The organism is Rhizobium sp. NZLR10, from assembly GCF_019685125.1.
Classification (GTDB): Bacteria; Pseudomonadota; Alphaproteobacteria; order Rhizobiales; family Rhizobiaceae; genus Rhizobium.
The window spans coordinates 151,636-169,644 of the sequence record NZ_JABDWE010000011.1 but is presented as its reverse complement, the minus strand read 5'-3'; the positions used below and the strand labels follow the sequence as shown (position 1 = coordinate 169,644).

Below are 18,009 nucleotides of genomic sequence, written 5' to 3'. Positions count from 1 at the left end.
TTGCGTATAATCCTTTCCGAAAATCGATTCCGATTTTCGGGGCTATGCGCTGGCGCCGGCCGGTGAAGCCGGCGCCTGACATGCATCATTGGAAAAGGCCATCAGACCTTGTAGAACTGCTCCGGCATCGTCGGAGCGGGCGTCGGCCAGCCGAAGGAGTTCGGCATGGTCTTCGTGATGTTCTTCATGTTGTTCTTGACGATGCCGTAGCCATCCGGCGGCAGCGAGATGCCGAAGACATAGAAGTTGTCGGCGGCACCCTGAAGGAGCTGCTTCATGATCTCGTGCTGGCCGGCAGCGTCGGAGGTCGCTTTCAGCTTGTCATAAAGAGCAAGCTGGCTCTTCGTGCCTTCCGGCGGCTCCTCGGCATTGGCGTTGCCGCGGTCGCGGTACCAGAGCTGCCAGGCCGGTGCGTACATGGCATTGGCATCGGTCGGCACGTAGTAGCGCGGGTCCAGCATGGCGGCGACGCCGCCATTGGCGCCGAACTGGTGCGCCGTCGCATCGAAATCGCGGCCCTGGCGGACGCGGGTTTCCCAGAGCGACCGGTCCATCGAGCGCATCTGCGCATCGATGCCGACCGCCTGGAACATCGGGATGACCAGTTGGAAGAGATCGAGGAAGACGGCTCGGGCCTGGTCGATCTCGAAGATGATCGTGAGGCGGCGACCCTTCTCATCGAGGCGGAAGTTCTGGTCGTCGCGCTTCGGCACGAGCTGGTCGAGCATGGCATTCGCCTTGTCGACGTCATAGGCCGTGAATTGCGTGGCGAGCTGCTCGTTGTAGAGCGGATCTTCCTTCTTGATCGAGGGCTGGGCGGGCGTACCCTGGCCGACGAGCACGGCATCGATCAGCGCCTGCCGGTCGAGTGCGGTGGAGAGTGCCGCACGGAAATCCTTGTTCTGGAAGAGTTTCCGCTTGGTCTCGTCATTGTGGTTCAGGTTGAAGATGAAATTCATCACATTGGCTTCGGTCGAGGTCAACGTGTAGAAATCATAGCCGCCCTGCTCACGCGCATCGTAGAGCACCGACTTGTTGTTCGGAGTGGCGATATACTGATCCATTAGGTCGACTTCGCCCTGCATGGCCTTCAGCAGCAGAACCTGCGGGTCGGCGACCATCTGGTAGACGATGCGGTCCATGTAGGGCAGCTGGTTGCCTTCGGTATCGACCTTCCAATAGTAGGGATTGCGTTCGGCGACGGCGCGCTCGGTGTTTTCGCCGGGTGCTACGGTGAACATCCAGGCGTGGACGCAGGGCTTCTTCGAGGAGTTCAGGAAGAAGGCATTGTCGTCCTGGAAACCGGCGGCCGCCTGGAAGGAGGCGATCCAGCTTTCGAAGCCGCGCTGCTTGGCGAGCTCATCGGCCTTCGGATTGTAGTCGATGTGGAATTGCTCGAGATAGTGCTTCGGCGTGCGCGTCGTCTGGTCGCTGTTGGCCCAGGCGACCTGCAGCGGGAACAGGCCGTTCGGCCTGTCGAAAGTGACCTTGAAGGTCTGTTCGTCGACGATTTCGAGCTTGGCCGGCTTGCCGCCAGACTTCCAGTGATCCTGGCCGACGAAGGCGACACGCTTGTCGGTGAAGACAGTGTCGTACCAGAACTTGATGTCCTCAGTGGTGTAGGGATGGCCGTCAGACCATTTCATGCCCTTGCGCAGGCGGATCGTGTAGACCTTGGAGTCGGCGTCGCCCTCGAAGGACTCTGCAACATTCAGCGTCACGCCGGACCAATCGGGCGTATAGCGCAGCAGCGGCTCATAGGCCTGGTAGCGGAACAGCATCGACAGCGAGCCGCCGCCGACCAGCGCCATGTTCCAGTCGCCGCCGTGTTTGCCGACGCTCTCGACCGGCTTGACGACGAGCGGATTTTCTGGAAGCCGGTCCTTGAGGGCCGGCAGGGCGCCGCTTGAAACTTTCGCTTTCAGAATATCCGCTTCCTTGAAGTCGGCGGCGAAAACCGGCAGCGCCGGCAATATGAGTGCGGCCGACGTCCCGGCCAGAAACGCACGACGTTTCAGCTTGATCATAGGGGTCTCCTCCGAAAACCGCGCCCTTGTTCTTAATTTTGCCGTCGGGCTTGGGATGTAGGAAAGATTACATTTGGATATTGTTAGGTAAAGCGTTATGTTCTGTTAGTGCAATATTTTGGCTTGCGAGCGCGATAGCGCCGATCAGTCGAAGAGCGAGGTGTCAGGTGGGAAGTAGGGGCCGGGTTACGTTGCAGACGATCGCGCGGGAGGTCGGCCTCTCGAAATATGCCGTGTCACGCTCGCTTGCCGGCAAGAGTGGTGTCAGCGAGGAAACGCGCACGCTGATTCGCGAGACGGCACAGCGTCTCGGTTATACCAGGCCCGCGGGACAGGGGGGCGCTGGTGAAGTCGCAGTCGTCTTTCATGATCTCGATGCGGTCAATAGCGAGCTCTATATGCAGGTGCAGAACGGGGTGCAGCGCGAGGCGCACCGGCTCGGCATGACGTTGCGCGTGCGTTGGACGCACAATGCCGGACAGTTGGAGGAACTTGCGCGCGCTTGCGACGGGCTGATCATCGTTGGGCCTCACGACCGCGAGGCAATGGTGGCGGTGAGTGCGACGGGCGTTCCGATCGTGCGTTTCGGCTGGGTCGATCCGCTGGAACAGGCCGACCAAGTGACCGGAACGGACCACGAGGCGGGGCAGGCGGTGATCCAATATCTGGTAGATCTTGGACACCGTTCCATCGTCTATGTCTATGGCACGCCGGGGTTCAGGGGGCGCCAGGAGCGTTACTACGGCGCCCGGGAGATCGCAGAACGTTATGGCAATGTTGCGCTGCATGTTATGCATTTCGACGAACAAGCCGGCTTCGGCGCAGCCTTCCGGGCGTTGGCAGAAAAAGATATCCGGCCGACGGCCTTTTTCTGCGCACATGACGGCTTGGCGCTGACCGTGGTTTCCGAGCTTCTCGGCCAAGGATATCGCATTCCCGATGATATTTCGGTCGTCGGTTTCGGCGATTTTTCGCCGGCGACGCAGATTTCGCCTGCGCTAACGACGGTGAGGATGGAAGGGCAGGAATGCGGGGCGGTCGGCCTGCGGCTCCTGCTCGAACGCATCGAGAATCCACGCCTGCCCGGTATGCCGGCGCGGCGTGTCATGATTGCCTCCCGCATCGTCGAGCGCCGCTCGGCCGGCCCATGCAAGGTGGCGCCGAGCGCTGACGTCGCTCAAGCTTAACCGCCGAGCGAGGCGATCGCAGCTCTGACTGCGTCCGCACCGGGCCTGGTCGGTCGGTACTCCAGGCCGACCGAACCGTCGTAGCCGTTGGCGAAAATCCAGCCGAGGCGGTGGGCAAGGTCGATGCCGCCGGAGCCCGGTTCGTTGCGGCCGGGATGATCGGCGACATGGACGTGGATGACGCGGTCGAGACGGCCCTTCAGCACCTCTTCTGTGCGCTCGTCCATCACGGCGGAATGGTAGATGTCGTAGACGATGCCGATCTCCGGGCGGGCGACGTCATCGATGATGTCGAGGCCCTCGCGGGTCGAATGGAGGAAATAGCCGACATGATCGATGCGGATGTTGAGCGGCTCGACGCCGAGGCGCACACCGCTGCCGGCAAGAATATCGGCGCCGGCTTTCAGCGTTTCGGTGAGCGCCCGGCGCTGCTCCTCGCGGGGCACGTTTGGAAGATCGTTGCCCGCCTGGGCAATCAGGACCGGCGCGCCGAGACGTTTTGCCACGGCGACGGATTCGGCAAGACCTTTCAGCCAGGCCTGCCGGTTGGCGGCATCGGTCAGCGCGATCATCGGTTCGGCAACGAGGCTGGTGACGGCAAGGCCGCTTTCCTTCAGCGCCGCCTCGATCGCATCCAGATCCTTGTCGGTCCAGCGCCAGAATTCGATCGCCGTCAGGCCGCTGGCACGAGCGCGGCCGATGCGATCGGGAAAGCGGTCGCCTTCTTCGGCAAACAGCCACTCTATACAGGCTGAATAACGTCGCATGAAAACTCCTCTTATGTGTGGATGCAGGCTGCGACAGATCGGTGACTGCCGCAAGAGGCGTTTGGGTGCTTGACGCCCGGTTTCATTGACGGAACACTCGGCACATCAGGCCGGAACCGCCGGCCGCTTGCGCGGAGGAAAATATGGATCTCGGACTTAAGGGAAAGACCGCCGTCATAACCGGCGCCTCTGTCGGGATTGGGTTGGCGATCGCCGAGGGGCTGGCGGCTGAGGGCTCCAATCTGGTGCTGGCGGCCCGTGGCGGCGAACGGCTCGAGGCGGAAGCCGCCCGGATCGCCGAGAAGTATGGCGTCAGCGCCGCCGCTATTGTCGCCGATGTCGCGACGGTTGCGGGAACCGAGGCGATCATTGCAGCGGCGGCCGAAAAAGGCGGCGCCGATATCCTCATCAACAATGCCGGCACCGGTTCGAACGAGACGGTGATGGAGGCGCCCGACGAAAAGTGGCAGACCTATTGGGACCTGCATGTGATGGCCGCCGTGCGGCTGGCGCGCGGAATTGCGCCGCAGATGAAGGAACGCGGTGGCGGTGTGATCCTGCACAATGCCTCGATCTGCGCTGTCCAGCCGCTCTGGTACGAGCCGATCTACAATGTCAGCAAGTCGGCACTGATGATGTTTTCGAAGACGCTTTCGACTGAGCTCATCAAGGACAATATCCGCGTCAACTGCGTCAATGCCGGCCTGATCCTGACGCCCGACTGGATCAAGACCGCCAAGCAGTTGACGGCCGAAACCGGCGGGAACTGGGAGGGCTATCTGCAGGGTGTCGCCAACGAACACGCCGCCTCCAAACGGTTCGGCACTCCCGAGGAACTGGCAAACGTCTTCGTCTTCCTGAGTTCGGAACGCGCGAGCTATTGCATCGGCTCCACCTATTTCGTCGATGGCGGCATGCTGAAGACGATCTGACCAAAGGCTGTCAATGGCTCGGCAAGTCGGTTCTTCTCAAGACTGCCGGGCGGGCCTGTGGACGTTGCCGATATAAGCTATAAATAATAGCTATTTTGTTGTATGTTCACGCTTTTGACGCTATTTGCCTGCTATTGGCAGGATAAATACTGCGTTTTCTACAGGGCAAAGACGATGCTGACGAAAAAGGGCAAATACGGGCTTAAGGCGCTGGTGGATCTGGCGCGGCTGGCGCCGGGTGAGACCGCCTTCATCAATGACATCGCAAGCCGCAATAATATCCCGAAGAAATTCCTCGATACGATCCTGCTCGAACTGCGCAATGTCGGCATCCTGCGGTCGAAGAAGGGGCCGGGCGGCGGCTATTCCCTGTCGCGGCCGGCTTCCGAAATCCGCATCGGCCATGTCATCCGCACGCTCGATGGGCCGCTGGCGCCGATTCGCTGTGCCAGCCGTACGGCTTACGAGGCCTGCGACGACTGCGCCGATCCGGAAACCTGTCAGGTGCGGCGCTCGATGACCGATGTTCGTGACGCGATCGCCGCCATTCTCGACAATATGAGCCTCGAGCAATTCGTCGCCGATGGCGGCGGCATCGAAGGCCCCGAGGAACAATTCCCGGTCTCCGCTGCCAGCTGAATTAGGCGTCGCCGGGCTTCGACCTATATTCGCCTGCGGAACGCACCAGCTTGTCCCGTGGCAGCGATAGAGCGTGAATGCGGGCATTGCGCCAATGCCGGTCGAGATTGAGCCCGATGCCGGCGGATGTTTCCCCTACAAGTTCGAACAGCGCGTTTGCGGTGTCGATTGCCGTTTCCCCTGCAAGGATCGCGGCCGCCGAGGCAGAGAAATGCGCGTCCGCCATCGCGGCCTCCACAGGGTTGACCTGGGCAATATCGAGTTTGCGGCCAGCCCGTTCCAAGGCTGCCGCCGTCGCTTCGATGCGGACGGCGCGTTCGCCGAGCTGCGCAAGGACGGCGGTGCAATCGTCAATCGCGGTCGTGAGGTCGGTCCATGCGGCCCGCGCGATGCCGAGGCTGACGCTGGCCTTGAGCAGCAGGCCGAGCGAGATGCCGGTCGGATTTCCGGAGGAGGGGGAAGGCGCTATCGCATCGGCATTGACGTGTAGCCTGCCTATGATCGCCGTTCCCGAGCCATTGGTGCGTTGGCCAAAACCGTCCCAATCGTCGATCACCTGCAGGCCTACCGCATCGCATGCGAGGTAGAGTGTCACTGGGCGGCTGGGCGGCGCGGTGGCGGCAGCCGCGATCCAGTCGGCGAATAGAATGCCGGGCGTCTGCCGAGTTCGCCCGCTCAGGCGGTAGCCTGGACCTTCGGCGGTAAGCTCGGCCCCTTCGGAGAGGCCGGCGCCCGCAAAGCGGTCGCCGAGCAGCGCACGGGTAAACAGCGATACCTTCAAATCCTCGCCGGCATGGGTGCGGAGTGTTTCCAGGACGCAATAATGGTTTTGCAGCGCCTCGCCGATCGAGGCATCGGCCTCGGCAATGATTGCAACGATTTCGGCGAGCAGCGCGTTCGACACGTCGAGCCCCTGATAGTCGGGCGGAACGGTGATCGCCGTCAGTCCCGAGACCGACAGCGCATCGAGTTCAGCAAAGGGCAGCACGCGGTTGATATCGCGTTCGCTCGCCCGATGCCGGAATGCGGCGGCGAGGCTGCGGGCCGTGGATATCGCCTCCTCTTCACTTTCGATGCGATGTGCGGGAGGCCTCACTTTATCCTGAAACTGCGATACCGTTCCCATCGGTCACTCTTTCCTACAGCGCCGCGCGTCTTTTCAGACGCGCAACGGACGCTGCAACACGTTGACTCCGCGTATCGTGTCTTCCGAAAATCGCTCCGATTTTCGGGCCGATGCGAGAGATACAGGAGTGAAGGATTGGCCCACGAATGATAAGGCCGGTTTTTCTACAAAACCCGAAGGCTTTGAATTTTCTTACCAGCTTGATTGCCTTGTGCTCCACTCTATTTACGGTGAAGTGGGGCTTCCTTGATCGAGAAACATGATGGGCGACACTCTTGCTCGCAACGGCGAGGTTTCGAAAATGGCACGCCAGCCGAGACCGCGTCTGAGGCTGGATATTGCCGCTATCCCAACCTATGCGATCGGCGACATCCATGGGCGGTACGATCTGCTTGTGAAAGCAGAAGAGGCGATCCTGCGCGATGCCGCTCGATTGCCGGGTCGCAAGCTGATCGTCACGCTTGGCGACTATATCGACCGTGGGCCGGATTCGGCCCGGGTCATCACGCATCTCATGGAGCCGCCGCCTGATGATTTCGATCGCATCTGCCTTACCGGCAATCACGAAATTGCCATGCTCGACTACATCGATGGCTGGATCTCCTATGACGAGTGGATGGGGATGGGTTCGGCAGAGTCGCTCAAATCTTATGGACTCGATCCGGAGCATCTGCCGCTAGTCTTTCCCTCCGGCGCAAAGCTCGATGCCTTTATCCGCCAGTCGCTGCCACACACGCATATCGATTTCATGCGGGCGATGCCTGTCATGCTGGAGACTCCAAGCGTAATTTTCGTGCATGCCGGCATCAATCCGAAGCTGTCGCTGGGCGAGCAGACGGATGAGGATCTGGTCATCATCCGTCAGCGTTTTCTCGAAAGCCGGGTGCCGTTGCCGAAGCTCGTCGTTCACGGCCATACGCCGAATGACGAGCCCGACATACGGTCGAAACGGCTCAATCTCGATACGCGCGCCTATCGCAGCGGCAAGCTCACCGTCGCCCGCCTGTGGCAGGGCGAGGTGCATCTGTTTTCAACCTGATTTCTCGCCTTATCAGCCGCCTGTCGAAGCGGATCAAGCCGTCTCGCTCTCAACCGGGACGGTCTCGACCGCCTTCTCAGCCGGACGGTTGCGGCGCCAACCGCGCAGCACGACGTAGAAGACCGGCGTCAGGAACAGGCCGAAGATCGTCACACCAAGCATGCCCGAAAAGACGGCGGTGCCGAGCGACTGGCGCATTTCGGCGCCGGGGCCGGTGGCGATGGCAAGCGGCAGAACGCCGAAGATGAAGGCGAATGCCGTCATCAGGATCGGGCGCAGGCGGAGATGGCTGGCCCCGATGGCCGCCTCCACCGGCGACTTGCCCTCATCTTCCGCTTGCCTGGCAAACTCGACGATCAGAATGGCGTTCTTGGCCGCAAGGCCGATCAGCACGATCAGGCCGATCTGCGTCAGGACGTTGTTGTCCATTCCTCTCAGCGAGACCCCGATCAACGCCGCGAGCACCGCAAGCGGAACGATGAGAATGATCGCCAAGGGCAGAACCCAGCTCTCATATTGTGCCGCCAGCGCCAGGAAGACGAAGACGACAGACAGGGCGAAGATGTAAACGGCCGTGTTGCCGGTATGGGTCTCCTGGTAAGCGAGTTCGGTCCATTCGAAGGTTGTCCCTTGCGGCAGGATCTTCGCCGCCAGCGCTTCCATCTTCGCGATGGCATCGCCCGTCGATGTCCCCGGCGTCGGATTGCCCTGAAGCGGCACCGAGACATACATGTTGTAGCGCTGGACAAGCGCCGGGCCGCTGGCATCTTGGATATCCATCAACGTTCCAAGCGGAACCAGCGCGCCGGTCGCCGATCGAACCTTCAGGGCGAGGATGTCTTCCCTGTCCATGCGATATTGCCGGTCGGCCTGGGCACGGACCTGGTAGACGCGGCCGAACGCATTGAAATCGTTAACGTAGGCGACGCCGAGATTGATGGAAAGCGCGTTGAAGATATTGGGGATCGGCACGTTCAAGAACCGCGCCTTGTCACGGTCGATCGCCAGGAAGTATTGCGGGCTTGCATCGGAGAATGTCGTAAAGACGCCGGTCAGTCCCTCGGTCGTGGCTGCCGCACCCATCATCTGGCGGGCGAGACCGAGCACGCGCGTCATGTCGGCGTTTTCAAGATCGGAAATCTGCATCTTGAAACCACCGGAATTGCCGACGCCACGCACGGATGGCGGCGGGATGGCGATGATGAAGGCTTCCTGGATGCTTTGCAGTTTGCCGTAAAGCTCGCCGATGATCTTGTTGGCGTTCTCTCCGCCTTCTTCACGTTCAGCAAAGGATTTGAAGGGCACGAAGACGACGCCGGCATTCGAGGCATTGGTGAATGTCGCGCCGCTGAAGCCGGCAAACTGTACGGCGTTGCCGACACCGGGCACAGTACGGGCGATATCGCCCACCTGTTTGACCACGGCGTCGGTACGCGCAAGCGAGGCACCATCGGGAAGCTGTATGACGATGATCGCGTAGCCCTGGTCCATGGTCGGGATGAAGCCCGCGGGAACGCGGGTGCTCATGTACCAGGTTGCTCCGAGCAGGCAGACGAAGGCGACCATCGCCGCGGTCAGGCCGACCCAACTGCCGACCAGATGCCGAATGGTCCATGAATAGCCGGAGCTCAGCCGATCGAACCCATGATTGAAGCCATTTGCAAGACCTCTTCCCAGGCGTGATGCAACATTCGTGGGCTTGGTTTCATGGTCATGGGTTTTCAGCAATATCCCCGCAAGGGCGGGCGACAGTGTCAGTGAATTCAACGCCGATATCGCGGTGGTGACCGAGATCGTCACGGCGAACTGCCTGTAAAACTGGCCGGATATGCCCGGGATGAAGGCTGTCGGCACGAACACGGCGATCAGCACCAGCGAGATGGCGACGACGGCGGTTCCGACTTCGTCCATCGTGACATGGGAAGCCTGCTTCGGCGTCATGCCGCGGGCCAGATTGCGCTCGACGTTTTCCACCACCACGATCGCGTCGTCGACGACGATGCCGATCGCCAGCACCAGACCGAACAAGGTGAGCATGTTGAGCGAGAAGCCGAATGCCAGCAGGACGGCGAAGGTGCCAATCAGCGATACAGGGATGGCGATGATCGGAATGATTGCGGTTCGCCAGGATTGCAGGAAGACAAGAACGACGATCGCCACAAGGATGGCCGCCTCGGCGATGGTCCTGTATACCTCGGTGATCGAATCCGAGATGAATTCGGTCGTGTCATATACAATGCGATATTCCAGGCCCGGCGGGAAATTCTGCGAGACGTCCTTCATGAGCGTCTGGATCTGATGGGCCGTGTCGAGCGCGTTGCTTCCCGGCCGGGCGAAGATGCCGAGAGCAACTGCGGGGTCGTTGTTGAGATAACTGTTGGTGACGTAGTCCTGCGCGCCGAGTTCGATACGGGCGACGTCCTGCAACTGAACAAGTCGCCCCGCTGTCGTCGATTTCACGATGACATAACGGAACTCTCGCGCATCGGAGAAGCGGCCTTCCGTTCGTACCGTATATTCGAATGCATTCTTGCCGGTTACCGGCGGGGCACCGATCTTGCCGCCCGATACCTGGACGTTTTGGTCTCTCAGGGCGGAGACGACATCGTCTGACGTCATGCCATAGGCGGAGAGCTTTTCCGGATCCAGCCAGATTCGCATCGAATATTGGCGTTCGCCGAAGATCTGCACGTCGCCGACACCGTCGAGGCGCACGAGAACGTCGCGAATGCGGTTGCGGGCGTAGTTCGAGACGTAAAGCTGGTCATAGCGGTGCGACGGCGACAGCAGGTGCACCACCATCATCAGATCAGGTGAGCTTTTGTCGGTGGTCACCCCAAGCCGCTGAACTTCCTCGGGAAGACGGGGGAGGGCGATGGAAACCCGGTTCTGGACAAGCACCTGGACCTTGTCGAGATCGGTGCCGAGCTTGAAGGTGATGGTCAACGACATGGCGCCATCGGCGCTGGAGTACGAGGACATGTAAAGCATGTCTTCGACGCCGTTGATCTGTTGTTCAAGCGGCGTCGAAACGGTATCGGCGATCGTCTGCGGGTCGGCGCCGGGATAGGAGGTGCGCACGACGATGGTCGGCGGCGCTATCTCCGGATACTGGGATACCGGCAATTGCGTGTAGGCAATGCCGCCGACGACGAGAAAAAGGATCGAGATGACCGCCGCAAAGATCGGCCGGTCGACGAAAAAATGAGCAAATCTCATTGTCCGTTCTCCGCGCCGGCAGTTTCGGGCGCAGTATCCTGCCGCTCCTGCGGCAATTCGGTCATCTGAGGCGTGATCTTTGAACCCGGTCGGGCGCGCATCAGGCCGTTGACGATGATCGTCTCGGTGCCGTCGAGGCCCTCGCGTATCACGCGGTAACCGTAAAGCCGCGGTCCGGCTCGCACCGGCTTGGTCGAAACCGTGCCGTCCGTTGCGACGACATAAACGACACGCTCATTCTGATCCGAACCGATTGCCTCGTCGGGGACGAGAATGGCCTGGTAGGTGTTGGAGGCTTCAACCTGAATGCGGCCGAATAGGCCGGGCTGAAGGACGAGATCGGGGTTGGGAAAGCGGGCGCGGAGACGAATGGTGCCGCTCTGATTGTCGACCCGGTTCTCAGCGAAATCGAGCTTTCCCTTAAATGGTTTGGCAGAGGGATCCGAGATCGTGACGGATACATCCAGCCCGCCACCGCCCAACTGGAGTTCCTTGCCCACTTTGCGCGCCGTGTCGGCGAAATTCAGCAGGCGGCGCTCATCGACGTCGAAATAGAAATCGATCGGGTCGAGCGAAACGATGGTCGTTAGGACGGTCTGGTCGGTCTGCACAAGGTTGCCGGCCGAGATCAGTCGGCGGTCGATGCGGCCGCTGAGCGGCGCCTTGATTTCGGTATATTCCATGTCGAGAGAAGCGCGATCGGCTGCGGCCTGCGCGCCGCGGACATTGGCCTCGGCCGAATCGAATTCGCGGCGGCGATCATCCAGTGTCTGCGCCGACTGGCTGCCGCTCGCGGCAAGCGATTGCGCGCGCTTATACTGCGCATCGGCAAAGACCAGAGCCGATTGCGACGCTTCGAGCGTCGCCTTTGCCTGGCTGAGCGCGGTGACGAAGGGCCTCTGGTCGATGACGAAGAGCAGGTCGCCCTGCTTGACCAATGCACCGTCCTGGAAATGGATTTCCTGCAGGTATCCACCAACGCGCGAGCGAACGGAGACTTCGTCGACCGGCTCGAAGCGGCCGATGAATTCGTCACTGTCGATGACATCACGAACGACCGGCTTGGCGACGGTGACCGGAGGAGGGGCAGACGGTGCGCCCTGCGCCATCGCCGCCAGAGGCATGAACGTGGTGATGCAGCCGAGCATCAATATCCGTCGAAGCACGTAACTCATACCGGTCCCTCCAATCGCGACGGCTGATAGACTGCCGCCGAACCTAAGATTAGGTGATGCTATTCACGTCTTGCTGCTTTGAACGAAGGCCTCGGCCCTCGTGATTTCCCCCGGCGTTCAATCCATGGGAGGGAAGGCCGGCATACAATGCAAATCGGAAAAATCGTAACCTATGGAACCGGATATAAACGGCAGCGGCGAAAAATAGCAAATGCCAATTGGCTGCGGTTTCGAAATCCATCAAAACGTCATGGATGGCGTCAGCTCTCGACGATCTCGTCGCGGCCGGGCGGCAGGACGGCGAGTTCGGCCCAATCGAGCTCCTGTTCCAGCATGTGAAAAACATCGTCGTCGATCTCGTCGGCACGACGCATCGCCGCCAGTCTGCGGCGTTTGGCGGCGATGACGTTGCGGCGCTGCTTGTCCAACTTGCTGACCTCGCGTGGGTGTTTTCCGTCGGCGGCGATCTCGCGTTCGGAGGTATAGACCTCGCGCAGGATGCGCGCGGATTTATCCTCGTCGTCGGCAAGCTCGGCAAGCGCTGCATCGATCAACGCGACGCGAGCTCTGACGAGGTCGCGGTCCAGCGAGGTGTCGGGGTCGAATTTCAGGAAACGGATCAGCGGTCCGAGCGTCAGGCCTTGGATGATGAGCGTGCCGAGAACGACGGCCAGCGCGCTGAGCAGGATGATATCGCGATCCGGAAAGTCGATTGGCAGAGCAAGTGCTGTCGCCAGCGTGACGAGACCGCGCATGCCGCACCAGCCGGCAAGCAGGCTGGTCGCGAATGTCGGAGCCGCTTGTGTCGTTTGTCCGCGCGCGGCGAGAAAGTTCACCACGCGATTATAGAAGAGTACCCAGGCCAGGCGGACGACGATAACGGTGATGAAGACCGCGGCGGCTAAGGTGATGGCGAAACTCAGGCGACCGAGATCGAGGTCGAGAACGATCTGCCGGACCTGCAGGCCCATCAGCAGGAAGGCGAGCACGTTGAGCAGGAAAACTGCTGCTTCCCAGACCGAATACGAATGAATGCGGTGGCGGGCGGTCTGCCGCTCGGGCATGTATCGGGCGATCACCATGGCATAGACGACGATCGCCAGAATGGCCGAAAGGTGCAGCCGCTCGGCGATGATCCACGTGCCAAAGGTGGCGACGAATTCGAGCAAGGTGCCGCCAAGCGTGCCGGCCAGCCTCAGACCGACGATCATGTACAGGCGGCCCATGAGGTAACCGAGGATGAGGCCGCCAGGCACGGCGAGCGCCAGTTGCGCCAGAACGCCGGCGAAGAAGGTGGGGCTCGCCGCCGCGGCAACCGCGGCGCTGAAGATCAGCAGCGCGACGGCGTCGTTGAGCAGGCTTTCGCCCTTCAGGATCACATAGGTTTGGCGCGGGAGGGTGAAACGGTCGAGCATGGCGGTCGCCGCCGCGGCATCCGGCGGCGCGACGATGGCGCCGAGTGCGACGGCAGCGGCAAGCGGCAGGCCGGCCATCGTCACGCTGACGGTGGCGACCGCGGCGGCCGTTAGGATCACGGCGATGGCGGCGAGCGAGAAGAGCGGCAGCCAGTTTCGTCGCAACGTTCTCGGCGGCAGATCATAGGCGGCGTCGAAGAGCACGGGTGCCACCAGCAGCGCAAGTGCAAGTTCGGGATCGATCGCGACCTCGGGCGCCCAGGGCACGGCGGCGACAATGACGCCGGCGATCGCCAGCATGGTCGGATATGGAATTTTGAACTTCCTGGAGAATTGCAGAAAGACGATTGCCACCAGCAGCAGCGTCAACATGCTTTCGAAGAACGCCATCGAGCTCCCCAATGCGCGCCTCCGACGGAGGCTGCTCCTGTCTCGGAACTAGGGCGGAGCCGGGCCGCGGCTACCGTCTGGCGTCTCGAAAGGGCGATAGAGGGGAACCCAGGATAGGCTCGGCCGGCTGCGGCATTTTCACCGCGGCGGCCGAATCTGTCTTCCATACCCTTGTGCAGCGCACAAGCTCAATATATCTACCCATATTATAAGTATGCTTATAAATAACAGTCACAGGTTTTCATGAACGCCACTCCTACCCTCGGTTTCCTTCTCCACGACGTCGCGCGGCTGCTGCGCAAGCGGTTCGAGCAGCGTGCGAAGTGCCTTGGGCTGACCCGATCGCAATGGCAGACGCTTGCCTATCTCTCGAACAATGAAGGCATCCATCAAAGCGGGCTTGCCGAAATCCTCGAGGTCGAGCCAATTACGCTGGTGCGCATCCTCGACAAACTCGCCGAACGCGGGTTGATCGAGCGCCGTCAGCACCCGACCGACCGGCGCATCTGGTTGCTCTACATGCGCGAAGAGGCGCATCCGCTGCTCGCCGAAATGCGCGAGATTGGCGACACCACCCGCGCGGAAGCGCTGCAAAGCGTTTCAGCCGAGCAGCGCGAGCAGCTTTTCCACACCCTATCCGTAATGAAGACGAACCTGGTTCAGGCATGCCGGACCCCGGTTGACGAGAACGAGACGAACGATGGCTGATCAATCCCCCCTCCGCGTCGTTGCTGACGCCAATACCAAGACATCTGTCGAAGACAACCAAACGAAACAGCAGGAAACGGTAGCCGAAGCGCCTTCATCCAATTCAGCGCCGGCTGCCGCCGTGGCTGCGCCCGGCGGCATCAAGGTCCGCCGCCGGCGCAGTCTCACTCGGCCGATCCTGTTCGCCCTGCTGCCGGTGGCACTCGTTGTCGGCGGTTATTATTACGTCAATGGCGGCCAGGTGATGTCGACCGACAACGCTTATCTCCAGGCCGACATGGTCGGGCTTACCACCGATGTCTCGGGTATCGTCGAGCAGATCAAAGTGCACGAGAACGAGGCGGTCAAGGCGGGGCAGGTGCTCTTCAGCCTCAGAGCCGATTCCTTCAAGATCGCGCTCGACGGCGCCAAGGCGCAGCTCGGCGTGCAGCGCAACCAGATCATGAATCTCAAGGCGAGCTACCAGCAGTCGCTGGCCGAGATTACCCAGGCGCAAGCCGATCTGCCTTATTACCAGGATCAATTCGACCGGCAGCAGAACCTGGTCAACAACGGCAGCGCGACGCAATCGGCCTATGACGAAGCCAAGCATAATCTCGAGGCTGCTGAGCAGAAGGTGACCGTCGCCAAGGCGGAAGCCGCAACCACGCTTGCCCAGCTCGGCGGTTCGGCCGATCAGCCGATCGAGCTGAACCCGCTCTACCTGCAGGCAAAGTCGAATGTCGACAATGCCCAGCGCGAACTCGACCACAGCGTCGTCAAGGCGCCGTTCGACGGCATCGTCACCAATGTCAACGCGCTGCAGGTCGGCTCCTACCTGCAGGCTTCGCAACAGGCCTTCTCGCTCGTTGCCACCGATCATCTGTGGATCGCCGCCAGCCCGAAGGAAACCGAGCTTACCTACGTCAAGCCAGGCCAGACGGCCGAGATCTACGTCGACACCTATCCTGGCGTGACGTGGAAGGGCAAGGTCGAGAGCATTAGCCCGGCCTCAGGCTCCAGCTTCTCGCTGCTGCCGGCGCAGAACACCACGGGCAACTGGGTGAAGGTCGTCCAGCGCATTCCGATGCGCGTCAGCATCGAAGACACCGAAGGCAAGCCGCCGCTTCGCGTCGGCATGAGCACGGTGGTCGATGTCGAGACCGGTCATGCCCGCGGCCTGCCCGATTTCGTCAACAAGCTTCTGGGTCGGCCTCAGGGCAAGGATCATGAGTAGCGCTTCCGCTTCCCCGGCGACCCCGGTTGCCAATCGCGGCGCAATCACGGCCTGCGTCATCCTCGCCGTCATCATGCAGGCGCTGGACACGACGATCGCCAACGTGGCGCTGCCCTATATTCAGGGCAGCGTGTCGGCTTCTGCCGACCAGATCAACTGGGTCCTGACCTCTTACATCGTCGCGGCGGCGATCATGACGCCGCCGTCAGGCTTCCTTGCCGCCAAGTTCGGCCGCAAGCGCGTGCTGCTCGTCGCTATCGCCGGCTTCGTGGCCGCCTCGATCCTATGCGGCCTGGCGCAATCGCTGAATCAGATCGTCGCCTTCCGCCTGCTGCAGGGTCTGTTCGGCGCATCGCTGGTGCCGCTTTCGCAGGGGATCCTTCTCGACATCTATACCGTCGAGGAGCGCGGGTCGGCCATGGCCCTCTTCGGCGTCTCGGTCATGGTCGGGCCGGTGCTCGGTCCCGTCATCGGCGGCTGGCTGACTGATAACATCAGCTGGCGCTGGGTGTTCTACATCAACATTCCGATCGGCGCGCTTGCCTTCGCCGGCATCGTCATCTTCGTCACCGAGACCAAGAGAGATTTCCTCGCCAAACTGGATTGGTTCGGGTTCGGGATGATGAGTCTCGGCATCGCCTCGCTGCAGCTCTTCCTCGACCGCGGCGAGCAGCTCGACTGGTTCTCCTCCGGCGAGATAATCCTCGAGGCGCTGATCTGCGCTTCCGCTTTCTATCTGCTGATCGTGCATACGCTGACGGCGGAGAAATCCTTCGTCAATCCGAAGCTGTTTCTCGACCAGAATTTTACCATCAGCATGATCTTCATCTTCGTGATCGGTATCACTTATCTCGCCTCGCTGGCGCTGATGACACCATACCTGCAGACGCTGATGGGCTATCCCGTCATCACCGCCGGCATCGTCATGGGGCCGCGCGGGCTCGGCACCATGCTCTGCATGTTCATCGTCGGGCGTCTGATCGGCAAGGTCGATACGCGTTGGCTGCTGGTGCTCGGCCTCGGCCTGACTGCCTGGGCGATGCACGACATGACCGGTTGGACGCCCGACGTCTCGCAATGGACGATCGTCTCGGTCGGCTTCATACAGGGCGCCGGCCTCGGTTTCCTGTTCGTGCCACTGACAACCATCGCTTTCGCCACGCTGCCCGCCCATATGCGCGGCGACGGCACCGGGCTCTACAACCTGTCGCGCAACATCGGCTCCTCGGTCGGCATTTCGATCGTCGCGGCGCTGATCGTCGAGAACACGCAGAGCAATCATGAATCGATCGCGGCCTATGTGACGCCATTCAACCACGCCTTCAATGCCGTGGCGGCGCAGGGGCTCAGTCCGCTGACGGCGGCGGGGCGCGCTTCGCTCAACGAGATCATCACCCTGCAATCGACGATCATCGCCTACATGGACGATTTCAAGCTGCTGATGGTGATGTCGCTCGCGGTCATTCCGCTGGTGCTGCTGCTGCGCAAGCCGAAAGCAGCGCCCGCCGTCGACCATAGTGCGGTCATGGAATAATCAGCGGAAAGGTTTGCTGAGATAACGCGAGCCCTGAATGCCGAAGCGCCACGGTGCTTCGGCATTTTTGGTGATGCCGATGCGTTTTCCCGAGATGATCGGCACCGGTGCTGACGGCGCGATCGCATAGGGCGGGCGGTCGAGCAGACGGTCGTTGATCTGAATATCGATGCCGAGCCCCTGGCAGAGTTTGCCGGGACCGCTGCAGAGCGCGGTCAGTCTCTCGGTGCCGCGCCGCTCGATCATCAGAGGGATTCCCGTTTCCGGCTCCAGCGCGCGAATGAGCGCGGCCGAGCCCGGATGGCAAACGAAGTTCAGGCACCAGTACATGCCGTAAATGCGGTAAATGTAGACATTGCCGGGGCGGCCGTACATGGCGCCGTTCCGCTTGGTCGGGCCGCGGAAACTGTGCGAGGCCTCGTCATCGGGGAAATAGGCTTCGGTCTCGGTGATCCGGCCGCCGACGCCATCGACAGTGAGATGGCAGCCGAGCAGGTCGCGAGAGACGGTGATCGCGTCGCGCTCGAAAAACGCCCTGAGGTTTTCGCCGGTGAGCGCGCCAGCGCCGATCGCGCCAGTTATCGTTCCACCATCGGTCATGGCCGACGCAGATAACATTCATCGCACCCGCCGTC

The 18,009-nt window shown here is 61.3% G+C and carries 14 protein-coding genes; 7 read left to right on the top strand and 7 right to left on the bottom strand.

All coding sequences use genetic code 11. From position 1 onward, the window contains the following. Positions 1–101: 101 nt before the first annotated feature. Positions 102–2,027 (bottom strand): ABC transporter substrate-binding protein, encoded by a 1,926-nt coding sequence (locus HJB82_RS18185; protein ID WP_207581575.1) that lies wholly within the window; start codon positions 2,025–2,027, stop codon positions 102–104. A gap of 167 nt (positions 2,028–2,194) precedes the next feature. Here HJB82_RS18185 and HJB82_RS18180 point away from each other — a divergent pair, with 167 nt between their 5' ends. Continuing rightward, positions 2,195–3,214: a LacI family DNA-binding transcriptional regulator gene (locus HJB82_RS18180; protein WP_207581574.1), complete on the top strand. Its 1,020-nt coding sequence runs from the start codon at positions 2,195–2,197 to the stop codon at positions 3,212–3,214. On the opposite strand, the gene HJB82_RS18175 is transcribed toward HJB82_RS18180, so the two are convergent. Then, a complete protein-coding gene (locus HJB82_RS18175) occupies positions 3,211–3,981 on the bottom strand; it encodes a TIM barrel protein (RefSeq protein ID WP_207581573.1) in 771 nt (256 codons plus the stop codon). The genes HJB82_RS18180 and HJB82_RS18175 overlap by 4 nt on opposite strands. A 143-nt stretch (positions 3,982–4,124) precedes the next feature. On the opposite strand from HJB82_RS18175, the gene HJB82_RS18170 reads away from it, so the two are divergent. Then, positions 4,125–4,913, top strand: a complete 789-nt coding sequence (locus HJB82_RS18170) for an SDR family NAD(P)-dependent oxidoreductase (protein WP_207581572.1) — start codon at positions 4,125–4,127, stop codon at positions 4,911–4,913. A 174-nt stretch (positions 4,914–5,087) separates the two neighbouring features. Beyond that, the gene (locus HJB82_RS18165; protein ID WP_207581571.1) at positions 5,088–5,552 is read left to right on the top strand and encodes an Rrf2 family transcriptional regulator; all 465 of its coding nucleotides are present in this window, start codon (positions 5,088–5,090) and stop codon (positions 5,550–5,552) included. Position 5,553: 1 nt separating this feature from the next. Here the strand turns inward: HJB82_RS18165 and HJB82_RS18160 are convergent, their stop codons facing one another. Further along, positions 5,554–6,678, bottom strand: coding sequence for a monooxygenase (locus tag HJB82_RS18160; protein ID WP_221140884.1), 1,125 nt, complete (start codon positions 6,676–6,678; stop codon positions 5,554–5,556). A gap of 262 nt (positions 6,679–6,940) precedes the next feature. Here HJB82_RS18160 and HJB82_RS18155 point away from each other — a divergent pair, with 262 nt between their 5' ends. After that, positions 6,941–7,717 (top strand): metallophosphoesterase family protein, encoded by a 777-nt coding sequence (locus HJB82_RS18155; RefSeq protein WP_207581569.1) that lies wholly within the window; start codon positions 6,941–6,943, stop codon positions 7,715–7,717. Between the two features lie 33 nt (positions 7,718–7,750). Here the strand turns inward: HJB82_RS18155 and HJB82_RS18150 are convergent, their stop codons facing one another. From HJB82_RS18150 to HJB82_RS18140, 3 genes are all read right to left on the bottom strand, one after another. Beyond that, positions 7,751–10,936 (bottom strand): efflux RND transporter permease subunit, encoded by a 3,186-nt coding sequence (locus HJB82_RS18150; RefSeq protein ID WP_221140883.1) that lies wholly within the window; start codon positions 10,934–10,936, stop codon positions 7,751–7,753. Continuing rightward, entirely contained in the window at positions 10,933–12,111 is a 1,179-nt protein-coding gene (locus tag HJB82_RS18145; protein ID WP_207581567.1) for an efflux RND transporter periplasmic adaptor subunit, read from the bottom strand. Before HJB82_RS18145 ends, HJB82_RS18150 begins: the two co-directional genes overlap by 4 nt. 260 nt (positions 12,112–12,371) lie before the next feature. Further along, the gene (locus HJB82_RS18140) at positions 12,372–13,916 is read right to left on the bottom strand and encodes a sodium:proton antiporter (RefSeq protein WP_221140882.1); all 1,545 of its coding nucleotides are present in this window, start codon (positions 13,914–13,916) and stop codon (positions 12,372–12,374) included. Positions 13,917–14,159: 243 nt separating this feature from the next. Here HJB82_RS18140 and HJB82_RS18135 point away from each other — a divergent pair, with 243 nt between their 5' ends. The 3 genes from HJB82_RS18135 to HJB82_RS18125 are packed head-to-tail and all read left to right on the top strand — an operon-like array spanning position 14,160 to position 17,374. Next, positions 14,160–14,624: a MarR family winged helix-turn-helix transcriptional regulator gene (locus HJB82_RS18135; RefSeq protein WP_207581565.1), complete on the top strand. Its 465-nt coding sequence runs from the start codon at positions 14,160–14,162 to the stop codon at positions 14,622–14,624. Continuing rightward, complete coding sequence (locus tag HJB82_RS18130) at positions 14,617–15,840, top strand: HlyD family secretion protein (protein WP_207581564.1); 1,224 nt, start codon at positions 14,617–14,619, stop codon at positions 15,838–15,840. Before HJB82_RS18135 ends, HJB82_RS18130 begins: the two co-directional genes overlap by 8 nt. Then, positions 15,833–17,374, top strand: a complete 1,542-nt coding sequence (locus HJB82_RS18125) for a DHA2 family efflux MFS transporter permease subunit (protein ID WP_221140881.1) — start codon at positions 15,833–15,835, stop codon at positions 17,372–17,374. The genes HJB82_RS18130 and HJB82_RS18125 overlap by 8 nt, the downstream gene beginning before the upstream one ends. On the opposite strand, the gene HJB82_RS18120 is transcribed toward HJB82_RS18125, so the two are convergent. Continuing rightward, on the bottom strand, positions 17,375–17,992 hold the full coding sequence (locus HJB82_RS18120; RefSeq protein ID WP_207581562.1) for a DNA-3-methyladenine glycosylase: 618 nt from the start codon (positions 17,990–17,992) through the stop codon (positions 17,375–17,377). Between the last annotated feature and the right edge of the window lie 17 nt (positions 17,993–18,009).

Bases quoted from the DNA above. Each gene is read 5' to 3' on its own strand.
- HJB82_RS18135 (WP_207581565.1), top strand. From the start codon at position 14,160: ATGAACGCCACTCCTACCCTCGGTTTCCTTCTCCACGACGTCGCGCGG.
- HJB82_RS18125 (WP_221140881.1), top strand. From the start codon at position 15,833: ATGAGTAGCGCTTCCGCTTCCCCGGCGACCCCGGTTGCCAATCGCGGC.
- HJB82_RS18120 (WP_207581562.1), bottom strand. From the start codon at position 17,992: ATGTTATCTGCGTCGGCCATGACCGATGGTGGAACGATAACTGGCGCG.
- HJB82_RS18130 (WP_207581564.1), top strand. From the start codon at position 14,617: ATGGCTGATCAATCCCCCCTCCGCGTCGTTGCTGACGCCAATACCAAG.
- HJB82_RS18155 (WP_207581569.1), top strand. From the start codon at position 6,941: ATGGGCGACACTCTTGCTCGCAACGGCGAGGTTTCGAAAATGGCACGC.
- HJB82_RS18150 (WP_221140883.1), bottom strand. From the start codon at position 10,936: ATGAGATTTGCTCATTTTTTCGTCGACCGGCCGATCTTTGCGGCGGTC.
- HJB82_RS18165 (WP_207581571.1), top strand. From the start codon at position 5,088: ATGCTGACGAAAAAGGGCAAATACGGGCTTAAGGCGCTGGTGGATCTG.
- HJB82_RS18175 (WP_207581573.1), bottom strand. From the start codon at position 3,981: ATGCGACGTTATTCAGCCTGTATAGAGTGGCTGTTTGCCGAAGAAGGC.
- HJB82_RS18185 (WP_207581575.1), bottom strand. From the start codon at position 2,027: ATGATCAAGCTGAAACGTCGTGCGTTTCTGGCCGGGACGTCGGCCGCA.
- HJB82_RS18140 (WP_221140882.1), bottom strand. From the start codon at position 13,916: ATGGCGTTCTTCGAAAGCATGTTGACGCTGCTGCTGGTGGCAATCGTC.
- HJB82_RS18145 (WP_207581567.1), bottom strand. From the start codon at position 12,111: ATGAGTTACGTGCTTCGACGGATATTGATGCTCGGCTGCATCACCACG.
- HJB82_RS18160 (WP_221140884.1), bottom strand. From the start codon at position 6,678: ATGGGAACGGTATCGCAGTTTCAGGATAAAGTGAGGCCTCCCGCACAT.
- HJB82_RS18170 (WP_207581572.1), top strand. From the start codon at position 4,125: ATGGATCTCGGACTTAAGGGAAAGACCGCCGTCATAACCGGCGCCTCT.